Genomic DNA, 17811 nt, shown 5'->3' on the forward strand with positions numbered 1-17811 from the left:
TTTCTCATCACCGCCATGGCACTCGTTCTTCTCCCCGGCCTCAGCAACCTGATCGATGACATCAGTGAGGAGAAGAAGCTTCCTCCCCAGGTTGTGGAGGCGGCCCTTCGGGAAGCACTGCTCAAGGGCTACGAGCGCTACAGACGCACCCTTTATCTGGGCATCGGGGAGGATCCGTTCGACGAGGAATACTTCAGCAATTTCGACGTGGCCCTGGATCTGGACGAGGAGGGCTACAGGGTTCTCGCCAGCAAGATCATCGTGGAGGAGGTTGAAAGCGAAGACCATCAGATCGCTCTTGCTGAAGTGATGCAGGTGGCGGAGGATGCCCAGGCCGGCGACACGGTGGTGCTGGATGTGACCCCGGAGAAAGAAGATTTCGGGCGCATGGCAGCGGCAACAACCAAACAGGTGCTTGCTCAGAAGCTTCGCGATCAGCAGCGGCGGATGATTCAGGAGGAATTCGCCGACCTGGAGGATCCGGTTCTGACCGCCCGCGTGATTCGCTTCGAACGCCAGTCGGTGATCATGGCCGTGAGTTCCGGACTGGGACGCCCGGAAGTGGAGGCAGAACTGCCACGGCGTGACCAGCTGCCCAATGACAACTATCGCGCCAACGCCACCTTCAAGGTCTTCCTCAAGGAGGTCAGCGAGGTTCCACGGCGGGGTCCTCAGCTGTTTGTGAGCCGAGCCAATGCAGGACTCGTCGTCTATCTATTCGAGAACGAAGTGCCTGAGATCCAGGAAGGATCAGTACGCATCGTTGCCGTCGCCAGAGAAGCCAACCCCCCTTCCCGATCGGTCGGTCCGCGCACCAAGGTTGCTGTGGACAGCATCGAGCGCGAGGTGGATCCTGTTGGAGCCTGCATCGGTGCCCGCGGATCCCGAATCCAACAGGTGGTGAATGAATTGCGTGGAGAAAAGATTGACGTCATCCGCTGGTCTCAGGATCCAGGCCAGTACATCGCCAATTCACTCAGCCCTGCCCGCGTTGATGTGGTGCGGCTCGTCGATCCTGTCGGCCAGCATGCCCATGTGCTGGTTCCCCCTGATCAGCTGAGCCTGGCCATCGGTCGCGAGGGACAGAACGTGCGGCTGGCAGCGCGACTGACCGGCTGGAAGATTGACATCAAGAACGCAACCGAATACGACCAGGCGGCAGAGGATGCCGTGGTCTCGGAACTGATCGCTCAGCGTGAACAGGAGGAGGCGCTGCAGCGCGAAGCAGAAGAGCGACTGGCCGCTGAGCAGGCTGCAAGAGCGGAGGAGGATGCTCGCCTGCGTGAGCTGTATCCCCTGCCGGAAGACGAAGAGGACTACCTCGAAGCCGTCGAGGACGAAGGTGGTGAAGTGGTCGCCTACGAGGAAGGCGGAGTTGAAGTTGAAGAGGTTGTCAGTGAATCCAGCGAGGAAGGAGCCCGGTGAACACCTCACGCCCTGTCCTGCGTCGTTGTGTCGCCTGCCGGGAGCTGTTTGACCGCAGCATTCTCTGGCGGGTCATCCGCGACCATCGGGATGGGGTTCTCCTTGATCAGGGAATGGGGCGTTCCGCCTACCTCTGTCGCAGGGAGAGCTGTCTTGAGGAAGCACAGCGCCGAAAACGCCTACACAAGGCCCTGCGATGCCAGGTGCCCGACAGTGCGCTTGAGGAGCTGAGATCGCGACTGAATTCAAACAAGCCATCAGTCGCTGAGGCAAGATGAACACTGGCCCCACCTTGTTTGGTGCCCCGGGGACCCCGTGCCCGGACCGATCGGAGACCTGAATGACCAGCAGCGGCAAAGTCAGAATTTACGAGCTGTCCAAGGACCTTGGCCTGGACAACAAAGACGTGCTGGATGCCGCTGAGAAGCTGTCCATTGCGGCCAAGAGCCACAGCAGCTCGATCAGCGAAGCCGAGGCAGGCAAGATCCGCACGATGTTGAAGAGCGGTGGTGCCTCCCGCCCGGCGGCAGCCCCGTCGAAAGCCGCACCTGGCAAATCGATCCTGTCGGTGAAGAAGGCCACCGGTGCCGATTCCTCAGCACCCGTCAAGCCGGCGCAGCCAAAACCGGCTCCAATTCCAGCGGTCCCAGCCCGTGCCGCCGCATCTCCCCAGCGACCGCCTGCGCGGCCTGCGGCACCTGCAAAACCTGCTGCACCCCAGGCATCTGCACCACAGAAGACAGCCGCGCAGAAACCTGTGGCTCCGGTGCAGACGCTGATTCGCAAAGAACCCTCTCAGAAGCAGCCTCCTCAGAAACCGGTTGGACGGCAATCCCAGGCACCCCAGCAGCCGACACCCCGACCCGCGGGCGCACCTGCCCCCAGCCGCGCCCCCAGTCGTCCAGCTCCCCCGCCGGCAAGGCCCAGCGCACCGTCCCCCTCAAAAGCGACCAAGCCTCGCAACACTGCTCCAATCCGCCGATCACCTATCGAAGGAAGTACCCGCCCGACTCCACCACCGCCAGGGCGACCCCAGCCCAAATCGCCCATGAACCGAACGGTGCCGCCCCCGCAGAGACCGGGCAAGCCGGAACTGGTGGGTCGTCCTCAGGCGAAGCGCCCAGGCACCGGAACACCCTCACGACCAGGATCGCCCCGACCCGGTGCTCCCGGCGGACAGCGCGCCGGTTCGCCGCAGCGTCCATCCGGCTCACAACGCCCAGGTGCACCCTCACGTCCTGGGACACCAGCCGGAAGGCCAGGCGCCGGACGTCCCGGCAGCACCCTTGAACTGGTTGGCAAGCCGATCCGCCGCGACGGCAGCGGTAACCGCGGTGAGGGTGTCCGTCCTGGAACAGGTCAACGCAGCGGAGCAGGCTCCAATCGTCCCGCCATGCCCGCCGGTATGCGCAAGCCGGTGGCTCCCGGTGAGCTCATGCAGCTGCAGAAACCCACCGGTCGTCCGGCTGTACCACCTCCACGGCGTCCCGACGGAACGCCGGTTTCACCCCGTGGTGACGGTCCAAAGGCCACTCCACCTGTCAATCGACCTGCACCATCTCCCGCGACTGCTCCACGCCGCCCTGGCTTCCGTCCTGGTGCTGGACCAGGAGGGCAGCGTCGCCCTGGCAGGCCCGACTGGGATGACAGCGCCAAGCTGGAAGCTCTGCGCAACCGGTCTCCACAGAAGCAACGCCAGAAGGTGCACATCATCGGCGAAAACGATGATTCCCTGGCAGCACAAACCGGTGGCTTCGCAGGAGAACAGGAAAACATGGTGTTGTCGGCGAGCCTGGCTCGTCCTGCCAAACCCAAATCCCAGCAGAGGACCACTCCCAAGCCGGTGGCGGCCATGCGCAAACGGCGCAAGGGAACCGCCCGACAGCGCCAGCGGCGCCGTGCCATGGAACTGCGTGCAGCCCGAGAGGCCAAGCAGGTGAGACCGGAGATGATTGTCGTGCCGGAGGACAACCTCACGGTTCAGGAGCTCGCCGACATGCTCAGCGTGGAGAGCTCCGAAATCATCAAATCCCTCTTCTTCAAGGGGATCATCGCCACGGTCACGCAGACCCTGGATATGCCGACCATCGAAACGGTGGCCGAGGAATTCGGAGTGCCGGTCCTTCAGGATGATGTCGAGGAGGCGGCCAAGAAGACGGTCGAGATGATCGAAGAAGCGGATCGGGAGCACCTGATCCGACGTCCTCCCGTCGTGACCGTCATGGGTCACGTCGACCACGGCAAAACCAGTCTTCTCGATGCGATCCGCAAAGCCCGGGTGGCCGCTGGAGAAGCCGGTGGAATCACTCAGCACATCGGTGCTTACCAGGTGGAGATTGAGCACAACGACTCGGCCCGAAAACTCACTTTCCTCGACACCCCTGGGCACGAAGCCTTCACGGCCATGCGTGCTCGCGGCACCAAGGTGACCGACGTGGCCGTTCTGGTGGTGGCGGCCGATGACGGTGTGCGCCCGCAGACGCTTGAGGCCATCAGCCATGCCCGCGCCGCAGAGGTGCCGATCGTGGTGGCCATCAACAAGATCGATAAGGAAGGTGCTTCACCTGACCGTGTCAAACAGGAACTCTCTGAACAGAATCTGCTGGCAGAGGAATGGGGTGGTGACGTGGTGATGGTGCCGGTGAGCGCCATCAAGGGAGAAAACATCGACAAACTGCTGGAAATGCTTCTGCTGGTCACCGAAGTGGAGGACCTGCAGGCCAATCCGGATCGCATGGCCCGTGGCACGGTGATTGAGGCGCACCTCGACAAAGCCAAGGGACCTGTGGCGACACTTCTGGTCCAGAACGGCACCCTGCGGACTGGCGATGTGGTCGCAGCGGGTCCCGTGCTCGGCAAGGTGCGGGCGATGGTGGACGACGCTGGTCTGCGGCTCAAGGACGCCGGTCCATCCTGCGCGGTGGAAGCTCTTGGATTCAGCGAGGTTCCCACTGCCGGGGATGAGTTCGAGGTCTACGCCGATGAGAAATCCGCACGAGCCGTGGTGGGAGATCGGGCCTCCGACGCCCGGGCGACCCGCCTGGCCCAGCAGATGGCCTCCCGCAGGGTGTCACTCACGGCCATGTCAGGGCAGGCCAACGAGGGTGAGCTCAAGGAGCTCAACCTCATCCTCAAGGCGGATGTCCAGGGTTCGGTCGAAGCCATCCTCGGCTCCCTGGAACAGCTGCCCAAGGACGAAGTCCAGGTCAGGGTTCTGCTTTCAGCACCTGGCGAGGTCACCGAAACCGACGTCGACCTGGCGGCGGCATCGGGAGCCGTGATCATCGGTTTCAACACCTCGATGGCATCGGGAGCCAAAAAGGCAGCCGATGCCAACAGCGTGGATGTGCGCGACTACGACGTGATCTACAAGCTGCTGGAGGACATCCAGCTGGCGATGGAAGGCCTGCTCGAACCCGAACTGGTTGAGGAAGCCCTGGGTGAAGCAGAGGTCCGCGCCGTGTTCACCATCGGCAAGAGCGCTGTGGCTGGCTGTTACGTCACCACCGGCAAGCTTCAGCGCAACTGCAAGGTTCGGGTTCACCGCGGCAAGGAGATCGTCTACGCCGGAGATCTCGACTCGTTACGGCGCAACAAGGACGACGTCAAGGAAGTGGCCACCGGTTTCGAGTGTGGTGTTGGGACCGATCGCTTTGCCAACTGGCAGGAGGGCGATCGCATCGAAGCCTTCAAGATGGTCACGCAGCGTCGCAAGCTCACCACCTGATGATCAGCCGCCGTGAGCCACTGCTCTGGCTTCAGTTGATGGCGCTTGCCGTCATTCCTCTGGAGCTCGAGCTGTTGAGGCTTGTGTTGGCAGGACCTGCATTCGGCCCGGCCCCCGCACTCGAGCGGCTGCTGATCTGGGGCCTGGCCGTTGTTGCTCCCGGCGCACTGCTGTGGCGTCGTGCTCCGGACTGGGCCTCCCTTCTTCTGGTGCGTATCCCTGCGGCAAAGCGGAATGCTGATCAACGTCGCCTCAGCGCCGTTCAGCAGCCACTGGGTCTGAAAGCAGCTTTGGTCATCGGCATTGCACTGATGCTGCCGTTGTTCTGGTGGATCGACCGATCAGCTCTGCTGGTGGTTGATTTCTCACCCACCAGCGACAGCAGCCGGCTCACGGCGTTGCTGATCGCAGCTCCATTGCTGGCTCTGATGCTCTGGCAATGGCAGCAGCTAGTTCAGTCCATCTGGCTGTTGACGCGCAGCGATCAGACCTTTGCAGGGCTCACACCGATCAATCCGGCCGATCTGCAGGTCAACCACCTGTCCCTGGGACTCGGGCTGCTGCAGTTGCCGCCGCTGGAATGGGAGAGAACCGAAGAACCACGACAGCCAACCGAGAGAGCAGCCAGCGACAGGAGGAATGCCGAAACCAAGCAATCGGCTTCTGTTTCAGCACTCGGCTCTCCATCGAAACCCGCTGAAAGCGCTTCTGGGAAGGTCCTTCCTGAAACAGATATCGATGAGTGCGAGGTGATCCAGGCAGAGGAGCAAGAAGCAGATGACGCTGAGGCATCCGCAGACAGCGAAGTGGTCAAAGCTGAGCTCAAACCCCTTGAAAATCCCAGCTACCAAGATTGGGGTGAGCAAGGCAATGCCGACAAAACGGAGCCAGACAGCGGAGCTGAAACTGGTCAACCGTCAGTGCTTTCAGCGCTCGATTCAGCACCGAGCTCCCAACCGGCACCCGCAGAAGAAGCAGCTGATGATCTGGACTTGCCTGAGGAGAGCTTCAGCGAGAGCGAAGTCAGCTCAGTAGAGAGCTCGGATGATGCAGCGTCAGTCACTGCCGCGGTCTCGATCGAACCAGAGCAACCCGCCGAAAAGCAAGACAGCACCAATCTGGATGGCCAGGTCGCTGCCGACAGAACTGTTGCCTGCACTGATGCTGAAACTCATCACAAAGAGCCCGAGACCACCGGAAGCGAACAGCGCGACCCACAGCAACCTGCGCAGCCCCCTCCAGGGAGTGCGTGATTCGCGCAGCAGCCGTTCCCGCATTGCTGGATCAAGTTTCTGATCTCCCTCGGGTTCTCCGCTCAAAAGCTGTTTGCGTGAACCTGAATGTTAATTTCCTAGGACCGCCGATGTAGCTCAGCCGGTAGAGCAACGCTTTCGTAAAGCGTGGGTCGCCTGTTCAAGTCAGGTCATCGGCTTAAGCGATAAACCCAGTTGTAGCAGGAGGTTTCCGCTGTAGCTGGGTTTTTGTTTGCCTTGAATTTCGACGAGTTTTGGAGTTTGCTCTCACCCTGCTCTCACTATGTGCTTATATTTGACCCACGCCTAATTGCTCTCACCCAATGGCTGACACGGCCAAATGGATCGCCAGACTTCGCAACAGCTGCCCGAAGGGCTGGTCTGTCCGCAACATGCGGGGGAAGGTCTTTTTGAGTGTTCGTTCCGGCAAGGGAGGCACCACCGCCACCACCGTGACGCTGCCAATCGCCTGGGCTGCCGACACCGTGCCCGAGACAGTGCAGCTGATCACCGAACTGCACAAGTTGGTGGGCGAAGGTTTTGACCTGCGGGATGCGGTCGCCAAGTCCACCCAGCCAGCCGCGGCCACACGTCCAACAGTGACCAGTGAATGGCCAGTGCTGGTTGAGAAATTCCAGGCTGACCGCGAAGTGCTGGCACCTGTCACCGAGACCAGCTGGAAGCGCAACTATCAGCCGTTTCTGGATCGCATTGTTTTGCTGATGGGCACGTCATCGCCACCGGCCAATGCAAGGGCACTGGCAATCCGTCTGATTGAACCTTGGGCCGAAATGCCAACCAACAGGGGCAAGGCAATCAAGTGCCTGCGGTTGTTCCTTGAGTTCGGCGTTGAGGAATGCGACCTGCCACCAGAAAGCTGGACTCTCACCGACCGTGCAGTGAAACAACTGCGTGGCGCGAAGGCAGAACGCCGCACCGTGGCCACCATCACTGACGCTGAAATCCTGCGTCTGCTGGATTCGTTGGCCGACACCGACGCTGCCAACCGTTGGCGCAATGCAATCAAGCTGATGGCGCTCTATGGCCTGCGGCCAGAAGAGCTGAACCACCTTGTGGTGAAGCAGCACCCCACGACCAAGCAACCGGCACTGTTCTGCACCTACCAGAAGGTCTGCAACCGGGTGAAGACCAAACAGCGGTGGCTGATGCCTCTGCCTCTGACAGATGCCTTCAGCGAACAGGTGGACTGGAACCTTGCCGGTGCGATGGCCATCGGCCAGCTGCCGCTGCCACCCCTGGCTGACAAATACGCGGTGCGGACATTCCTGGAGCGCCAAAAGTATTGGCTGGAACTGAAACAGCAGTACGCGGACTGCGGCGAGTGGGTCAGGCCCTACAGCTTCAGGAATGCTTTTTCACTGCGTGCGCATCACTTAGGGCATCGGAATGATGTGATCTGCATGGCCATGGGCCACAGCTTGAGCACTCACGAAAGCAGTTACGAGTGGGCTCGAGATGAGTCCGTTTTGGAGCACGTCTGATGGGTTTTCGTTTTCGCCGACGCGTAAAGCTGTTCCCTGGCTTCTGGCTGAATTTCTCCAAGTCCGGCGTGAGCACCAGCACCACTCAGGGGTATGTCGCCGCGAACCCCGCCGACTCCAGTTCGTTGAGGCTCGGCTGATGAAAAACTGGCGGCTGCTCTGGAAATCTTCGCCTCCCGCTTGCATCGCTTTATGGGCCGTGGCGAATGCGACACGTGGTTGGCCATGGATAACTCTCACCCCCTTCGTATTGCTGGTGGCTTTGTTTTGGGTCGTTTCCATTTGGGACATCCGAGCCCCCTGGACCGCCTGGATTGTGATTTCAATGCCTGCAGCGATTTCACTGTTCCTGGCCTGCTTGGGTGTCTGGGGTCTGGGGGGTGTGATCCTTTCAATCCCAGGATTTGCGCTGACGATCTACATGATCAGAAAACGCGGAAAAGGCTGAAAAGACAGCGCGCGTTGAAGAGCTGGCTGACCTCATCGTTAAAGGCAACTCTCAGCGTTGGCTGCAGCATCACGTCTGCGATAGCTGGGGGGTGTGCAGAGAAACAGCACGGGTCTATATCCACGAAGCACGCGCCATCGTCAGAGAAGATCTGGCTGACATTGACCGCGCCGACATGCTTGCGAGGAAAGTGCAAATGCTGGAGCAGATTGCCACTGATGCCGTTGCCGCAGGCAGGGAGAGCAATGCGATTGGTGCAATCCGTCTCCTGAATGAGTTGATTGGCTTTGGGGCAGAGAGGAACCACTAGTTCGCCAATACGACTCGTAGAAATTCAGCACTAAAATATAAGAACTTGACGAATTCTGCAAAATTGCTAATTTAATTTAGTGTTTTAAAGAATCCATGGAAAATGAAAAACTAAACCTTATAGCCACTTCAGCAGAGGGGAGACTATATAACATTAATGGATTTTTGATTGTCTTGGTATCAGGAAGCGATTACGAGATGGGTTGTCAATATGGTGAGCTGCTCAAAGATCATATTAAAAAATCATGGGATACATTAATAGAACCAGGACGGAAGAAGGGAAGCATTACGGATGAAGACCTCAAGGTTTGGTTCAATAGGGGGTATTCATACGCTTCAAATCGAAATAAGAATTTTTACCAGGGCATAGCGCAAGGTTCAGGAATCCCTATAGAGAATATTTGCTTGTTAGATCAATACATGGAGTATGGAATGTATGAGTCTAAATTACACTCTTTTTCGGGATGCTCCTCAGGCTTGGCTTGGGGAAATGATTCTTTAGACGGGAATATGTATACTTCTCGGAATATGGATTGGGCTGAAAGTTTTTTGCCGTTACCGATCACCCTATTAGTTAAAAAACCAAAAGGAGGTGATTTTAAATCTGCGTCAGTTGCTTGGCCGGGAATGATTGCCGCTTGGACGTCCATCAATGAAAATGGAGTCTATTTTGATCTTCACGATGGTACGAGTATGGGAGGTCAGATAATCGCAATTAACAGACCTTCAACACTAGGCGTGACTGTTGATTTGATTTCAGAATCAGATTCTTTGGATACTTTGTTGGCAAAAGTCAATGGAACAGTTGCAAGCGTGTCGCATATTATGACTGTTGCTGACGAAAAAAGAGCTGCCTCTGTTGAGCGGTCATCTTTAGGAGGTAATCGATATCGAACAGAAAATGGAGACTCAATTACCGTAGTGAATACTTTTTTAAGTCCTGATTGGGGCATAGGTGTGAGAGAGACACTTAGCAACTCTCTTAAGCGATATAAAAATATTAAACATCACCTTGACAGAAACAAAGGTAAGATCAATGACCAAGTGTTGAGGAATATTTTTGATTTGACTCTCTTTAATCAAGATGGCACTTTCAATGAAAATGGTGGGCCAACTAAGCCGACAGTGCAAGATGTTGACTTGACGAATTATCAGGTCGTCTTCGATATTCAAAACCGTAAGATATGGATGAAAATACCAGTTCCAAGCTATTTTATAGATTGGACATCGGTTGACATAGGCCAGTTGTGGAATACATAGAACTAGCCTATAATCAACCTTTCGCAAATGAAATAAAATAATGATATTATTATTCTGCTTTCTGTTCGCGTAAAACCAATCATGCAGCAGATTTCAATTTTATTAGAAGTTCTAGGAACTATCGCATTTGCGATTACAGCTGTTCTGGCTGGTACTGAAAAAAAGATTGATTTACTGAGCGCATGTGTTTTTGCATTAGTAACTGCTGTTGGCGGGGGTACAATCCGTGATGCAATTATCGATCAACCTGTCTTCTGGTCAACAAGTCAATTCTATATTTGGGTCCCAATCTTGTGCGCCATAATCGCCTTTTTTTGGAAAAAAATATTCGTTCGAAGAAGAGTCAATAAGTTGCTTTTGTATATGGATGCCGTAGGCATTTCCTTGTTTGCTATTCAAGCCTTTGAAAAGGTATGGAATCTAAATTATGCCACACCATTTGGGCCAATTATTTTGGGCGTTATTACTGCCATTGGTGGGGGAATAGTGAGAGACGTTATGGCAGGTCGGTCAAACTTATTGCTATCAAGAGAATTATATGCCATACCTATTTTGATAGGTTGTATTGCCTATGCGTTCATTCTTAATTATGCCCCCGATCACAGCTTGTATAGCGGCATTTTTTGCATGATATTGATTTTTATAATTAGGTGCATAGCGATCGAAGAAAGGCTTACAGTCCCTAAGTGGCTTGTTTCGTCGTAAGATAGAGATATTGATTTGCATTTACAATGCAAGGTATTCATCAATTTTGATCTTTTTTATTCGCTCACCCAAGCTAGTAAAGCTGATTGTTAAGGGTTTATCTCAACATCAGCTCATGCGCCATGTGTCGAATTCATGGGGGCTGTCTTCAGAACAAGCTTCCCATTACATTCGTGAAGCAAGGGATGTGGTGAAGGCTGACCTTGGGTTTGGACGCCTTGGGCTTTTTATTGGCAGTCGATGAGACCGATTGCAACTACGGGCGCAACCAAGCAAAGCCCGGCATCATACGAAGAATGATGCCGGATCCACGCAGCGGTCTCTAAGCCTGTAGTTATCGCTGAAGGGACGCCAAGCACAGGGATTCACCGTCCATTGGTGACTTGCCTTCAAATTACTTAGCGCAATGGCACAGGACCAGTAGATAGAACATTTTCAGGTTGAGTTGCCAGCGTCAGGAACGAACTCCCAATAACGATTAATCAGCTGAATGAAATTCAGTTTCTGACAGACGCTGTTCGTGTCTACAATTTGCGCAGCTCCGGCCAGAGTTATCCGCCCGCCATACGTTCTTGGCAATTTCGCCTCTGTACTTGACCACACTATCGCCCCTCTATGAAATCCTTCTTTTGTGTTGAGCTAAGAAATGAAATCACGAGCTCAGCTCTATCATTGAGCTAAGCCCGATGCAAAAAGCCAGAATAATTCATAAGAAAATGTAAAGAAAGTAATACAAGCGTGGCAGTCGAATAAAATTACTCATTTAGGGGCAATGTCATCTCTTGCCGACTATTTTAATACGCAAATCAAATCGAGGGGATTTAATCAAGTAGAAAGCCCAGCACTTCAAGATACTGTATACAGTAAAACGGAGGGCGTTGGTCTCTTTGCAAGAAATTTATGTGATGGCATCCAAGACCAGACTTATTTAATAAGTCCTGGTCCACTGGCGTTTAGAGATAATTTCGGAGCCTTACCAGCTACATTCTTACATAACAATGTTATCACTCCAAATAAAGTCTATCCACCAGCAGACATCTTCCACGGCAGGAGTAATAAAATTGGCCAAGACTGGAACCAAGCAACGTTGGTTGCTTTACAGGATAACACCGATGGGCTATTGCCAGGTTTTTCAACAGCTAGAACAAACAATACGTGGAACTACGGCGTCTTATATCCGCATGATTCAAACTCCGTAGATTATCGAGCCTATGCAATTTATAATCCAGGCAGTAAGAAAACAAACCCACCTGATGGGTTCAAAGCACCGAGTTACTATTATACAAAGGGAAATGGATGGCAATTAGATCAATTACTTCATTCCACGGGAAAAAACTCTCCATGGCAAAATGGCGCTGGCAGTGTTGATGCTGGTTTGGGACTAGGTAATCCTCAAGCAATATCCGATCTTCTTAAGGGAACTGCAATAGATGTCACTGAAGAAATAGCCTCACAAATTACAACAGTAGGAGCATGGGGTGCAGGATTTCATGCGAATAATACTTGGCAGAATGTAAATCAGTTTAATAAAAAGAGCCAAGCATGGAGTCTCGGAAGTCAGGATGTACTTGCGGCTGTTGAAGGTGCAAATGACACAAGCCTATGGACTAATCAGTATCCACTAACTAAATATTTAGGAGAAACGAATTACAATTATAGAGATAAGTATTCAAAACTGCGCTGGGATCAATTTTACGCCCCAATTCTTAACTATATCAACAACAACTCAAGCAAGACAAAAATTTCTGACACTATCCATAATCAGGGGATGATTGATACAGTTATTCCATGGGTTTCAAATCCAACGGATCTCATCAATATCCAGAATATGCTTTACTTGAGCACAGATTTATTGTTCGATCAAAGCAAGATCCATGTTACAGACGATTGGTATTGGGGGTGGAATGAAATACCTACAAGATCCACCGATTGGAATCAATCCACTAAATATAAGAGCTTAGCTTTTATTGTTCCGCACACCGTCGGCAATTCAACTATAACCAGTGTAGATCAATTAGATACTCTGAATAACACTCCGGAATGGACGAAAAGCCTTGTAACGCAGTTAAATGGTTATATGCACCTGCTCGACGCTGATGGCAATTCTTTTTTACCTAATAAAACCAACATTGTATTTGCGCTAACTATCCAGGACGGCAATGGTCACTATTATTTAGATTTTGTAACGCCTAAACCTTTTTCTATAACATTAACGAATTCCGCAGGAAAAGAATTTAACGTCACAATTGCAGGGGAAACATTAACCTATACTGGTATAAGTTTTGAAAATCATAAGAATACTTTAAATACTCTATTTAATGTGATAGAGACTTCTAAGGGTCATGAATTGGGATCTGCTATTTTTGAATTTGATGCTACACATCAAGGTGGTTCTTTGGCAAGTATGAAATATGTCGACCCCTCCTTGAAGTCAGCAGATGCGTCTTTCGACAACATAGCCGGCTTATATCGTATTTTAGATAAGGAAGGGTCAGTGTTAGATATATACGATGCTAATAGGAATGGAAGTGTCAATGATTCAATTGACCCCAGTCATGCAGGTTATTACGTTACTGCCTTGTCTCAGTGGGTCAATACAACCGGAATCAGGTCTGGTGCAAATACTACTTATGACTCTCTAACGGGAACTTCATCCCAGGAGATAAATTATTTCGAATTTGGTCAACTATATGCTCCACTACTCGTTGTTAATGGGGGAAAATTATACAATGATGTCGGCAGTCTTTCAGGCATAGCATTTGACACGATCAGAGCTAATCCTCTCAACAAGCGTGCCATAAATTCGGAAGATATTGTGACTTACTTCTCATTCAAAGAAGCTAACCCCGATAAGATGGAACATGTTCGAACTATGTCAAATGGCGCAATTGGGTGGGAGGATATGGATAGAGGTACTGGTAGTATAAAAGCTTCTGACGATGATTTCAATGACTCAATACAACATTTTGAATTCATCTAAATCAATAGACGTGATTATTTTTTCGCAAGCTAGTTGACCGCTTTTATGAAAAATAATATTGGCTTTGTGTAAAACTACTAAATGTGTCTGACTTGCCAGTTCCGAAATCATATGCCCACTAGACAAACTTAGTGGGTCATGAAGTAGGACCCTTAAAATCTTCGACGTGAACTGTGTACTATCAGTAGCTGTAGTAACCGGCTCTCTCTATGTTCGCGGCATACGAGTCGAAGGGATTAGTCTTGTAATCACACGATGAGATCATCACGCCTAAATGCCACCCGACACTTGGCAAAGATCTTTACCCCGCCAAGTACGGGGCTTTTTATTGCCCTGGAAAACTAGCGGTCATCAAGGCTTTAAAAACCCGGCCTAAAAGCTGGAGAAAGATCAAGAAAAACACAATATTAGCCAACAATATTTGCTTATCATTTTTGCAATATGGAAATTTTATGAACCAATGAGATCTTCTTGAATACCAGTAGTAATCTTCTTTCTGGCTAATCCTAAGATTTTCAAAACGAATGAAAATCTTTGTTTCCACTCTTTTAGTTCCAACCCTTCCAAGGATCCCGTCTTTCCATTGATATTCATCAATCGGAGCCTGCCCACTCTTTGTACCGGATCTCCATGTTTGAACTATTGAATACATCTGTGAACTCCAACCAACCCATTGATTCTCAAATCTAGGGCTTGAGTTGCATTGGTCTTTGTTGATGGCAGTCAGCAGCTCGGCAGGATGTGGGTCACCAGATCAGCGTTCACCCAACGGATCACGCCTGAATCCACATCAGCGATCTGGAACAGGTTGTGGATCTTTGGATCGCGGGCAGCACCGCCGCAATGGATCACCTGGCCCATCCACCAATCCTTGTCGCGCTTCTCTCCGATCTGAAGGTCGTGCTGGACGATGACCGTCATCCCTGGCGCCACGTCCAGAAAGAGCGGGCGTTCCGAAGGATCCAACTGATTGTGGATCCCATGATCAACTGACATACCCACAAAACTAGAACGCCAGTACTAGCCACGGTTGGGGGATGTGCTCCGCCGTATTCGCTCTTACGGTTCGTTCATGGCAAGCGAAGCAGAAAAGGAACTCGAACGCATAGAGCGTGAGTTGGACGCGAAAGCGCCTGGGGGAAAGGCTCCGATAAAGGCAGCCGACAAATCAAGTCCTGCTGATCGACTATCCGAAAACAACCACCTCGACGCTGTGATTGTTGGAGCTGTTCTCCTCGCAGCAATCGCGTTCATCACCATGCTCGGGGAAAGCCTCAGCCCGAAACAGAAAACTCAGCTCACTGCTGCATCGATGGGTGGAGCTGCAGGGCTGCTTGTCGGGTAAGGCGTGGGGCGAATCAAGCCCTGACCCAACCTGGCAATACCAGGCCGGATGGTGCCCTGAGTACGGATAAACACGAGTCCAAAAGGGTTGTACATCAAGAACTCATTGTCGTGCCAAATATTTGGCGGTTAGTACTGTTCGCCAAAGACGTGCCTGCTAACAATTAAGAGTGATCTACTGATTCTCGCATCATGAAAAAAATGTTGGCCGCCAGCATGCTGATTTTGGCATCAACTCTTACACAGAATGCGTTTGCGAAAGACGAAGGCATCGTTCATGGAATTTACACACTTAGCGAGAGCAATGAAGTAGAGCCAGTTTTCTGTACAGCTAGCAAATTTCATCAAGCCATCTTCATTCTTCCCATGAAGGTAGTAAAAGGAATTGATCAATTACGCTGTTCTCAAGGTGTATCTACAGTTCGAGTTACAGAGCTGAGCACTGATCCAGGTCATATTTTAGTAAATATTGATCCACCCAGCGGAGTAAAGAACACGTTTGACTGTGACGCCAAGGCTGATATGGGTATGCAAGCCGTCGCCATAAACTGCTCGCGAATCAGCGACGAATCGGCTTCCCATCGATCTCGGTGACTCATCAAGGTTTAAAACAGTGCTGAGAGTGATCTTCTAGCACTGTTTTGACAGCGTCTTTCGGCACAATTTTTTCAATGATGTCCTGATTGCAGCTAACCCGAGCCAGCAACCTCTCAAACGCAACGGGCGCAACCAAGCAAAGCCAGGCATCATGCGCGGACTGACGCCATCCCAATGCTCCGCCGTCTCTCCATTGGACTCCTGGCTTCCGCTGTTGCCATCGCCCCGCTGCCTTTGAAGGCACAGGACGGCACTGCGGAGGATCTTGGTGATGTGATGAGCATCAGCCTCAAGGATGTGGTCAAACCCACGCTTGGGTTCCAGGGTGCGTTGCAGGGTGCGGGAACGCCGAACCAGGCAGGTATTGGTGGGTTCCTTCCACTGTCTGTGGGCGACAACAGCGTTTGGTTCGTTGATGCCCTGGTCAACGCCAACTTTGCTGATCGCAGTTATTACTCAAGCATTGTTGATACAACAGTCGCCGGCACGACGCTCAGCACCTCAACGCGATTGGGTTATCGATGGCTGAATGGGAACCGCTCATGGATGTATGGGCTGAATGTCGGTTATGACAGCCGTCCAATGAATAGTGGTTATGCCGACTCTGGGGTTGCAGTAGAAGACGGGTTTGCTTTCTACCAACAAATTGCGTTCAATTTGGAAGCTGTTTCTGATCGGTGGAGTCTCAATGGATATGGATTAATCCCATTTGGCGAGACAACTAAAGAATTGAACTGGAATTACAATGGCGGCGCGTTGCAAACCTATGGCTTAGATGCTGGATACATGCTCAAACCAGACTTAAAAATCAGCCTGGGCGGTTATTATCAAAAAGGTGATTACAACAAGTGCATGGGAGAAGATGAGGTTGACAACGCAGGACTTAGGAGTCGCATTGCTTACAAGATTACTAATCGTTTAGTTGCTGGAGTTAATGCTTCATACGACGATTCTTATGACTGGAGGGTTTCTGCAGACATCAAATATCGTCTTGGCCTTAATGGCAACGTAGCGCCAAATAACAAGAAGATACCTGCTTCTATTTATGAAATGTCATCAACACCTGCCAATCGTGACATCAGGGTGCATGATCCACACAACTGTGGACGTCACTTCAGATTCTGACGCCGCAGGCTCAAGCCGCGGCCCGTACCCAAGCCAAAGCCTCCTCGAACAGAGCCGAGACCTCACCTTTGGGATTTTGACTCTAAACCCCAAAGCCCCAGAGACTGCAGGCAGCTCATTGATGGCGGCGCTGCCATATGTTGAGCATTTGAAAAGATGTAATTGCCTAAATGATTTCTGATACGATTAAATAGCTTGATTTAAGTAAAATGAAAGTTTTAATTGCTGCAATGGGTCTCACCACTCAATTCCTTTGCGCAAGCTTAACTTACGCTGAAGAATATAGAATACACGCTTCTGTGATTTCTTGCGCACACAAAGGAAACGGTGAAGATGGTTGGACACTATTTTGCACAGAGCATCAAAGCAATTCTTCGATGCCATGCGATCCTAATCCTGCCAGTGCAAAACATGGAATTTGCAAAGATGCGCACAAGCTAAATCTTCTAAAGCCTCATACCTGGGGAGTGCTTATCGCACCATCTACCGATACTTTTGGCAAGAGTCCTAACACACAAGAAATCTGCGTTATTAAAGCAAATCAACAAAATATTTACGTTACAGAAACATATATTGACTTGGACTCAAAGGCTTACGTCATCGGAACAAGCGCGGCAGGGAACCATTGCTCAGCGGATTGGGAGATAAGCGAAGTCAAGCCTGATCCTTATCACTAAACATGTCCTTCTTTGATTTTTTAGTGTCTTAACGAAAGAGTTTTTATAACTCAAGAGCGTTTCCAACCGCCTGACTTCTGCATGGTCTCCCATGCTTCGACGGCGTTGTGCCTGAGCATCCGTCTGACGATAGGTTGACCACCACCGCGAACCTTCCTAGTCACAGGCCTCGCAAGATGCTGATCAATTTGTTGAAGCTCTAAAGCATTTTTGGGATCAAGAATAGACATTGGAAAGACCATTTTTACTTCTTCCTCTTGAGAGTCTGAATCCACAATCTGATGGGCTAACGAGACATTATCTTTGCCACTCAGTTTAATTCCGTGCCCATCACTTTCTCGAGCAAACCTTTTATATAGACGCCACCCAGTTAGTGGGTCAGTTTCTACAAGCATTTCTGACCCTGTCAAAACATCCACAATTATCACTCGACCAATGCAATTGATAACTATCTAAGCA

The 17811-nt window shown here is 51.7% G+C and carries 16 protein-coding genes, 1 tRNA gene and 1 pseudogene; 14 read left to right on the plus strand and 4 right to left on the minus strand.

From position 1 onward, the window contains the following. The first annotated feature begins 15 nt into the window (after window positions 1–15). From nusA to SIB56_RS09070, 4 genes and pseudogenes are all read left to right on the plus strand, one after another. The gene (gene nusA / locus SIB56_RS09055) at window positions 16–1425 is read left to right on the plus strand and encodes a transcription termination factor NusA (RefSeq protein WP_413323635.1); all 1410 of its coding nucleotides are present in this window, start codon (window positions 16–18) and stop codon (window positions 1423–1425) included. Beyond that, on the plus strand, window positions 1422–1703 hold the full coding sequence (locus tag SIB56_RS09060; RefSeq protein WP_413323636.1) for a YlxR family protein: 282 nt from the start codon (window positions 1422–1424) through the stop codon (window positions 1701–1703). Before nusA ends, SIB56_RS09060 begins: the two co-directional genes overlap by 4 nt. A gap of 62 nt (window positions 1704–1765) precedes the next feature. After that, on the plus strand, window positions 1766–5152 hold the full coding sequence (gene infB, locus SIB56_RS09065) for a translation initiation factor IF-2 (protein ID WP_413323637.1): 3387 nt from the start codon (window positions 1766–1768) through the stop codon (window positions 5150–5152). Next, window positions 5152–5715: pseudogene (locus tag SIB56_RS09070) on the plus strand (low-complexity tail membrane protein); the annotation flags it as partial. The gene infB and the pseudogene SIB56_RS09070, both read left to right, overlap by 1 nt. Before the next feature lie 492 nt (window positions 5716–6207). Here the strand turns inward: SIB56_RS09070 and SIB56_RS09075 are convergent. Further along, window positions 6208–6429 (minus strand): DUF3493 domain-containing protein, encoded by a 222-nt coding sequence (locus SIB56_RS09075; RefSeq protein WP_413327262.1) that lies wholly within the window; start codon window positions 6427–6429, stop codon window positions 6208–6210. An 82-nt stretch (window positions 6430–6511) separates the two neighbouring features. Between SIB56_RS09075 and SIB56_RS09080 the strand changes: the two genes are divergently transcribed. The 3 genes from SIB56_RS09080 (at window position 6512) to SIB56_RS09090 (ending at window position 8047) form a co-directional block, all read left to right on the plus strand. Continuing rightward, a tRNA-Thr gene (locus tag SIB56_RS09080) sits at window positions 6512–6584 on the plus strand. A gap of 144 nt (window positions 6585–6728) precedes the next feature. Further along, the gene (locus SIB56_RS09085) at window positions 6729–7907 is read left to right on the plus strand and encodes a hypothetical protein (RefSeq protein WP_413323638.1); all 1179 of its coding nucleotides are present in this window, start codon (window positions 6729–6731) and stop codon (window positions 7905–7907) included. After that, window positions 7907–8047: a DUF4236 domain-containing protein gene (locus SIB56_RS09090; RefSeq protein ID WP_413323639.1), complete on the plus strand. Its 141-nt coding sequence runs from the start codon at window positions 7907–7909 to the stop codon at window positions 8045–8047. The genes SIB56_RS09085 and SIB56_RS09090 overlap by 1 nt, the downstream gene beginning before the upstream one ends. A gap of 285 nt (window positions 8048–8332) precedes the next feature. Here the strand turns inward: SIB56_RS09090 and SIB56_RS09095 are convergent, their stop codons facing one another. Then, complete coding sequence (locus SIB56_RS09095) at window positions 8333–8662, minus strand: hypothetical protein (protein WP_413323640.1); 330 nt, start codon at window positions 8660–8662, stop codon at window positions 8333–8335. 98 nt (window positions 8663–8760) lie between these two features. On the opposite strand from SIB56_RS09095, the gene SIB56_RS09100 reads away from it, so the two are divergent. From SIB56_RS09100 to SIB56_RS09110, 3 genes are all read left to right on the plus strand, one after another. After that, entirely contained in the window at window positions 8761–9924 is a 1164-nt protein-coding gene (locus tag SIB56_RS09100; protein ID WP_413323641.1) for a C45 family autoproteolytic acyltransferase/hydolase, read from the plus strand. Window positions 9925–10005: 81 nt separating this feature from the next. Beyond that, window positions 10006–10629 carry a trimeric intracellular cation channel family protein gene (locus tag SIB56_RS09105; protein ID WP_413323642.1) on the plus strand — a complete coding sequence of 208 codons (624 nt, stop codon included), beginning with the start codon at window positions 10006–10008 and terminating at the stop codon, window positions 10627–10629. Between the two features lie 772 nt (window positions 10630–11401). After that, on the plus strand, window positions 11402–13609 hold the full coding sequence (locus SIB56_RS09110) for a DUF4114 domain-containing protein (RefSeq protein WP_413323643.1): 2208 nt from the start codon (window positions 11402–11404) through the stop codon (window positions 13607–13609). A 723-nt stretch (window positions 13610–14332) separates the two neighbouring features. Here the strand turns inward: SIB56_RS09110 and SIB56_RS09115 are convergent. After that, a complete protein-coding gene (locus SIB56_RS09115; RefSeq protein ID WP_413323644.1) occupies window positions 14333–14605 on the minus strand; it encodes a DUF3104 domain-containing protein in 273 nt (90 codons plus the stop codon). Between the two features lie 76 nt (window positions 14606–14681). Here SIB56_RS09115 and SIB56_RS09120 point away from each other — a divergent pair, with 76 nt between their 5' ends. From SIB56_RS09120 to SIB56_RS09135, 4 genes are all read left to right on the plus strand, one after another. Beyond that, window positions 14682–14954 carry a hypothetical protein gene (locus SIB56_RS09120; RefSeq protein WP_413323645.1) on the plus strand — a complete coding sequence of 91 codons (273 nt, stop codon included), beginning with the start codon at window positions 14682–14684 and terminating at the stop codon, window positions 14952–14954. A 191-nt stretch (window positions 14955–15145) separates the two neighbouring features. After that, window positions 15146–15547, plus strand: a complete 402-nt coding sequence (locus SIB56_RS09125; protein ID WP_413323646.1) for a hypothetical protein — start codon at window positions 15146–15148, stop codon at window positions 15545–15547. A gap of 177 nt (window positions 15548–15724) precedes the next feature. After that, window positions 15725–16675, plus strand: a complete 951-nt coding sequence (locus SIB56_RS09130; RefSeq protein ID WP_413323647.1) for a carbamoyl-phosphate synthase — start codon at window positions 15725–15727, stop codon at window positions 16673–16675. Window positions 16676–16884: 209 nt separating this feature from the next. Further along, window positions 16885–17352 (plus strand): hypothetical protein, encoded by a 468-nt coding sequence (locus SIB56_RS09135; protein WP_413323648.1) that lies wholly within the window; start codon window positions 16885–16887, stop codon window positions 17350–17352. Between the two features lie 50 nt (window positions 17353–17402). On the opposite strand, the gene SIB56_RS09140 is transcribed toward SIB56_RS09135, so the two are convergent. Beyond that, window positions 17403–17780: a hypothetical protein gene (locus tag SIB56_RS09140; RefSeq protein WP_413323649.1), complete on the minus strand. Its 378-nt coding sequence runs from the start codon at window positions 17778–17780 to the stop codon at window positions 17403–17405. Window positions 17781–17811: the final 31 nt, after the last annotated feature.

It is taken from the genome of Synechococcus sp. MIT S9503 (assembly GCF_047304175.1).
Taxonomy (GTDB): domain Bacteria; phylum Cyanobacteriota; class Cyanobacteriia; order PCC-6307; family Cyanobiaceae; genus Synechococcus_C.

What these genes read in the sequence shown, in the direction of transcription:
- SIB56_RS09110 (WP_413323643.1), top strand. Translation starts at nt 11,402, where the DNA reads ATGTCATCTCTTGCCGACTATTTTAATACGCAAATCAAATCGAGGGGA.
- SIB56_RS09075 (WP_413327262.1), bottom strand. Translation starts at nt 6,429, where the DNA reads ATGCGGGAACGGCTGCTGCGCGAATCACGCACTCCCTGGAGGGGGCTG.
- SIB56_RS09105 (WP_413323642.1), top strand. Translation starts at nt 10,006, where the DNA reads ATGCAGCAGATTTCAATTTTATTAGAAGTTCTAGGAACTATCGCATTT.
- SIB56_RS09100 (WP_413323641.1), top strand. Translation starts at nt 8,761, where the DNA reads ATGGAAAATGAAAAACTAAACCTTATAGCCACTTCAGCAGAGGGGAGA.
- infB (WP_413323637.1), top strand. Translation starts at nt 1,766, where the DNA reads ATGACCAGCAGCGGCAAAGTCAGAATTTACGAGCTGTCCAAGGACCTT.
- nusA (WP_413323635.1), top strand. Translation starts at nt 16, where the DNA reads ATGGCACTCGTTCTTCTCCCCGGCCTCAGCAACCTGATCGATGACATC.
- SIB56_RS09115 (WP_413323644.1), bottom strand. Translation starts at nt 14,605, where the DNA reads ATGTCAGTTGATCATGGGATCCACAATCAGTTGGATCCTTCGGAACGC.
- SIB56_RS09120 (WP_413323645.1), top strand. Translation starts at nt 14,682, where the DNA reads ATGGCAAGCGAAGCAGAAAAGGAACTCGAACGCATAGAGCGTGAGTTG.
- SIB56_RS09125 (WP_413323646.1), top strand. Translation starts at nt 15,146, where the DNA reads ATGAAAAAAATGTTGGCCGCCAGCATGCTGATTTTGGCATCAACTCTT.
- SIB56_RS09135 (WP_413323648.1), top strand. Translation starts at nt 16,885, where the DNA reads ATGAAAGTTTTAATTGCTGCAATGGGTCTCACCACTCAATTCCTTTGC.
- SIB56_RS09130 (WP_413323647.1), top strand. Translation starts at nt 15,725, where the DNA reads ATGCTCCGCCGTCTCTCCATTGGACTCCTGGCTTCCGCTGTTGCCATC.
- SIB56_RS09090 (WP_413323639.1), top strand. Translation starts at nt 7,907, where the DNA reads ATGGGTTTTCGTTTTCGCCGACGCGTAAAGCTGTTCCCTGGCTTCTGG.
- SIB56_RS09085 (WP_413323638.1), top strand. Translation starts at nt 6,729, where the DNA reads ATGGCTGACACGGCCAAATGGATCGCCAGACTTCGCAACAGCTGCCCG.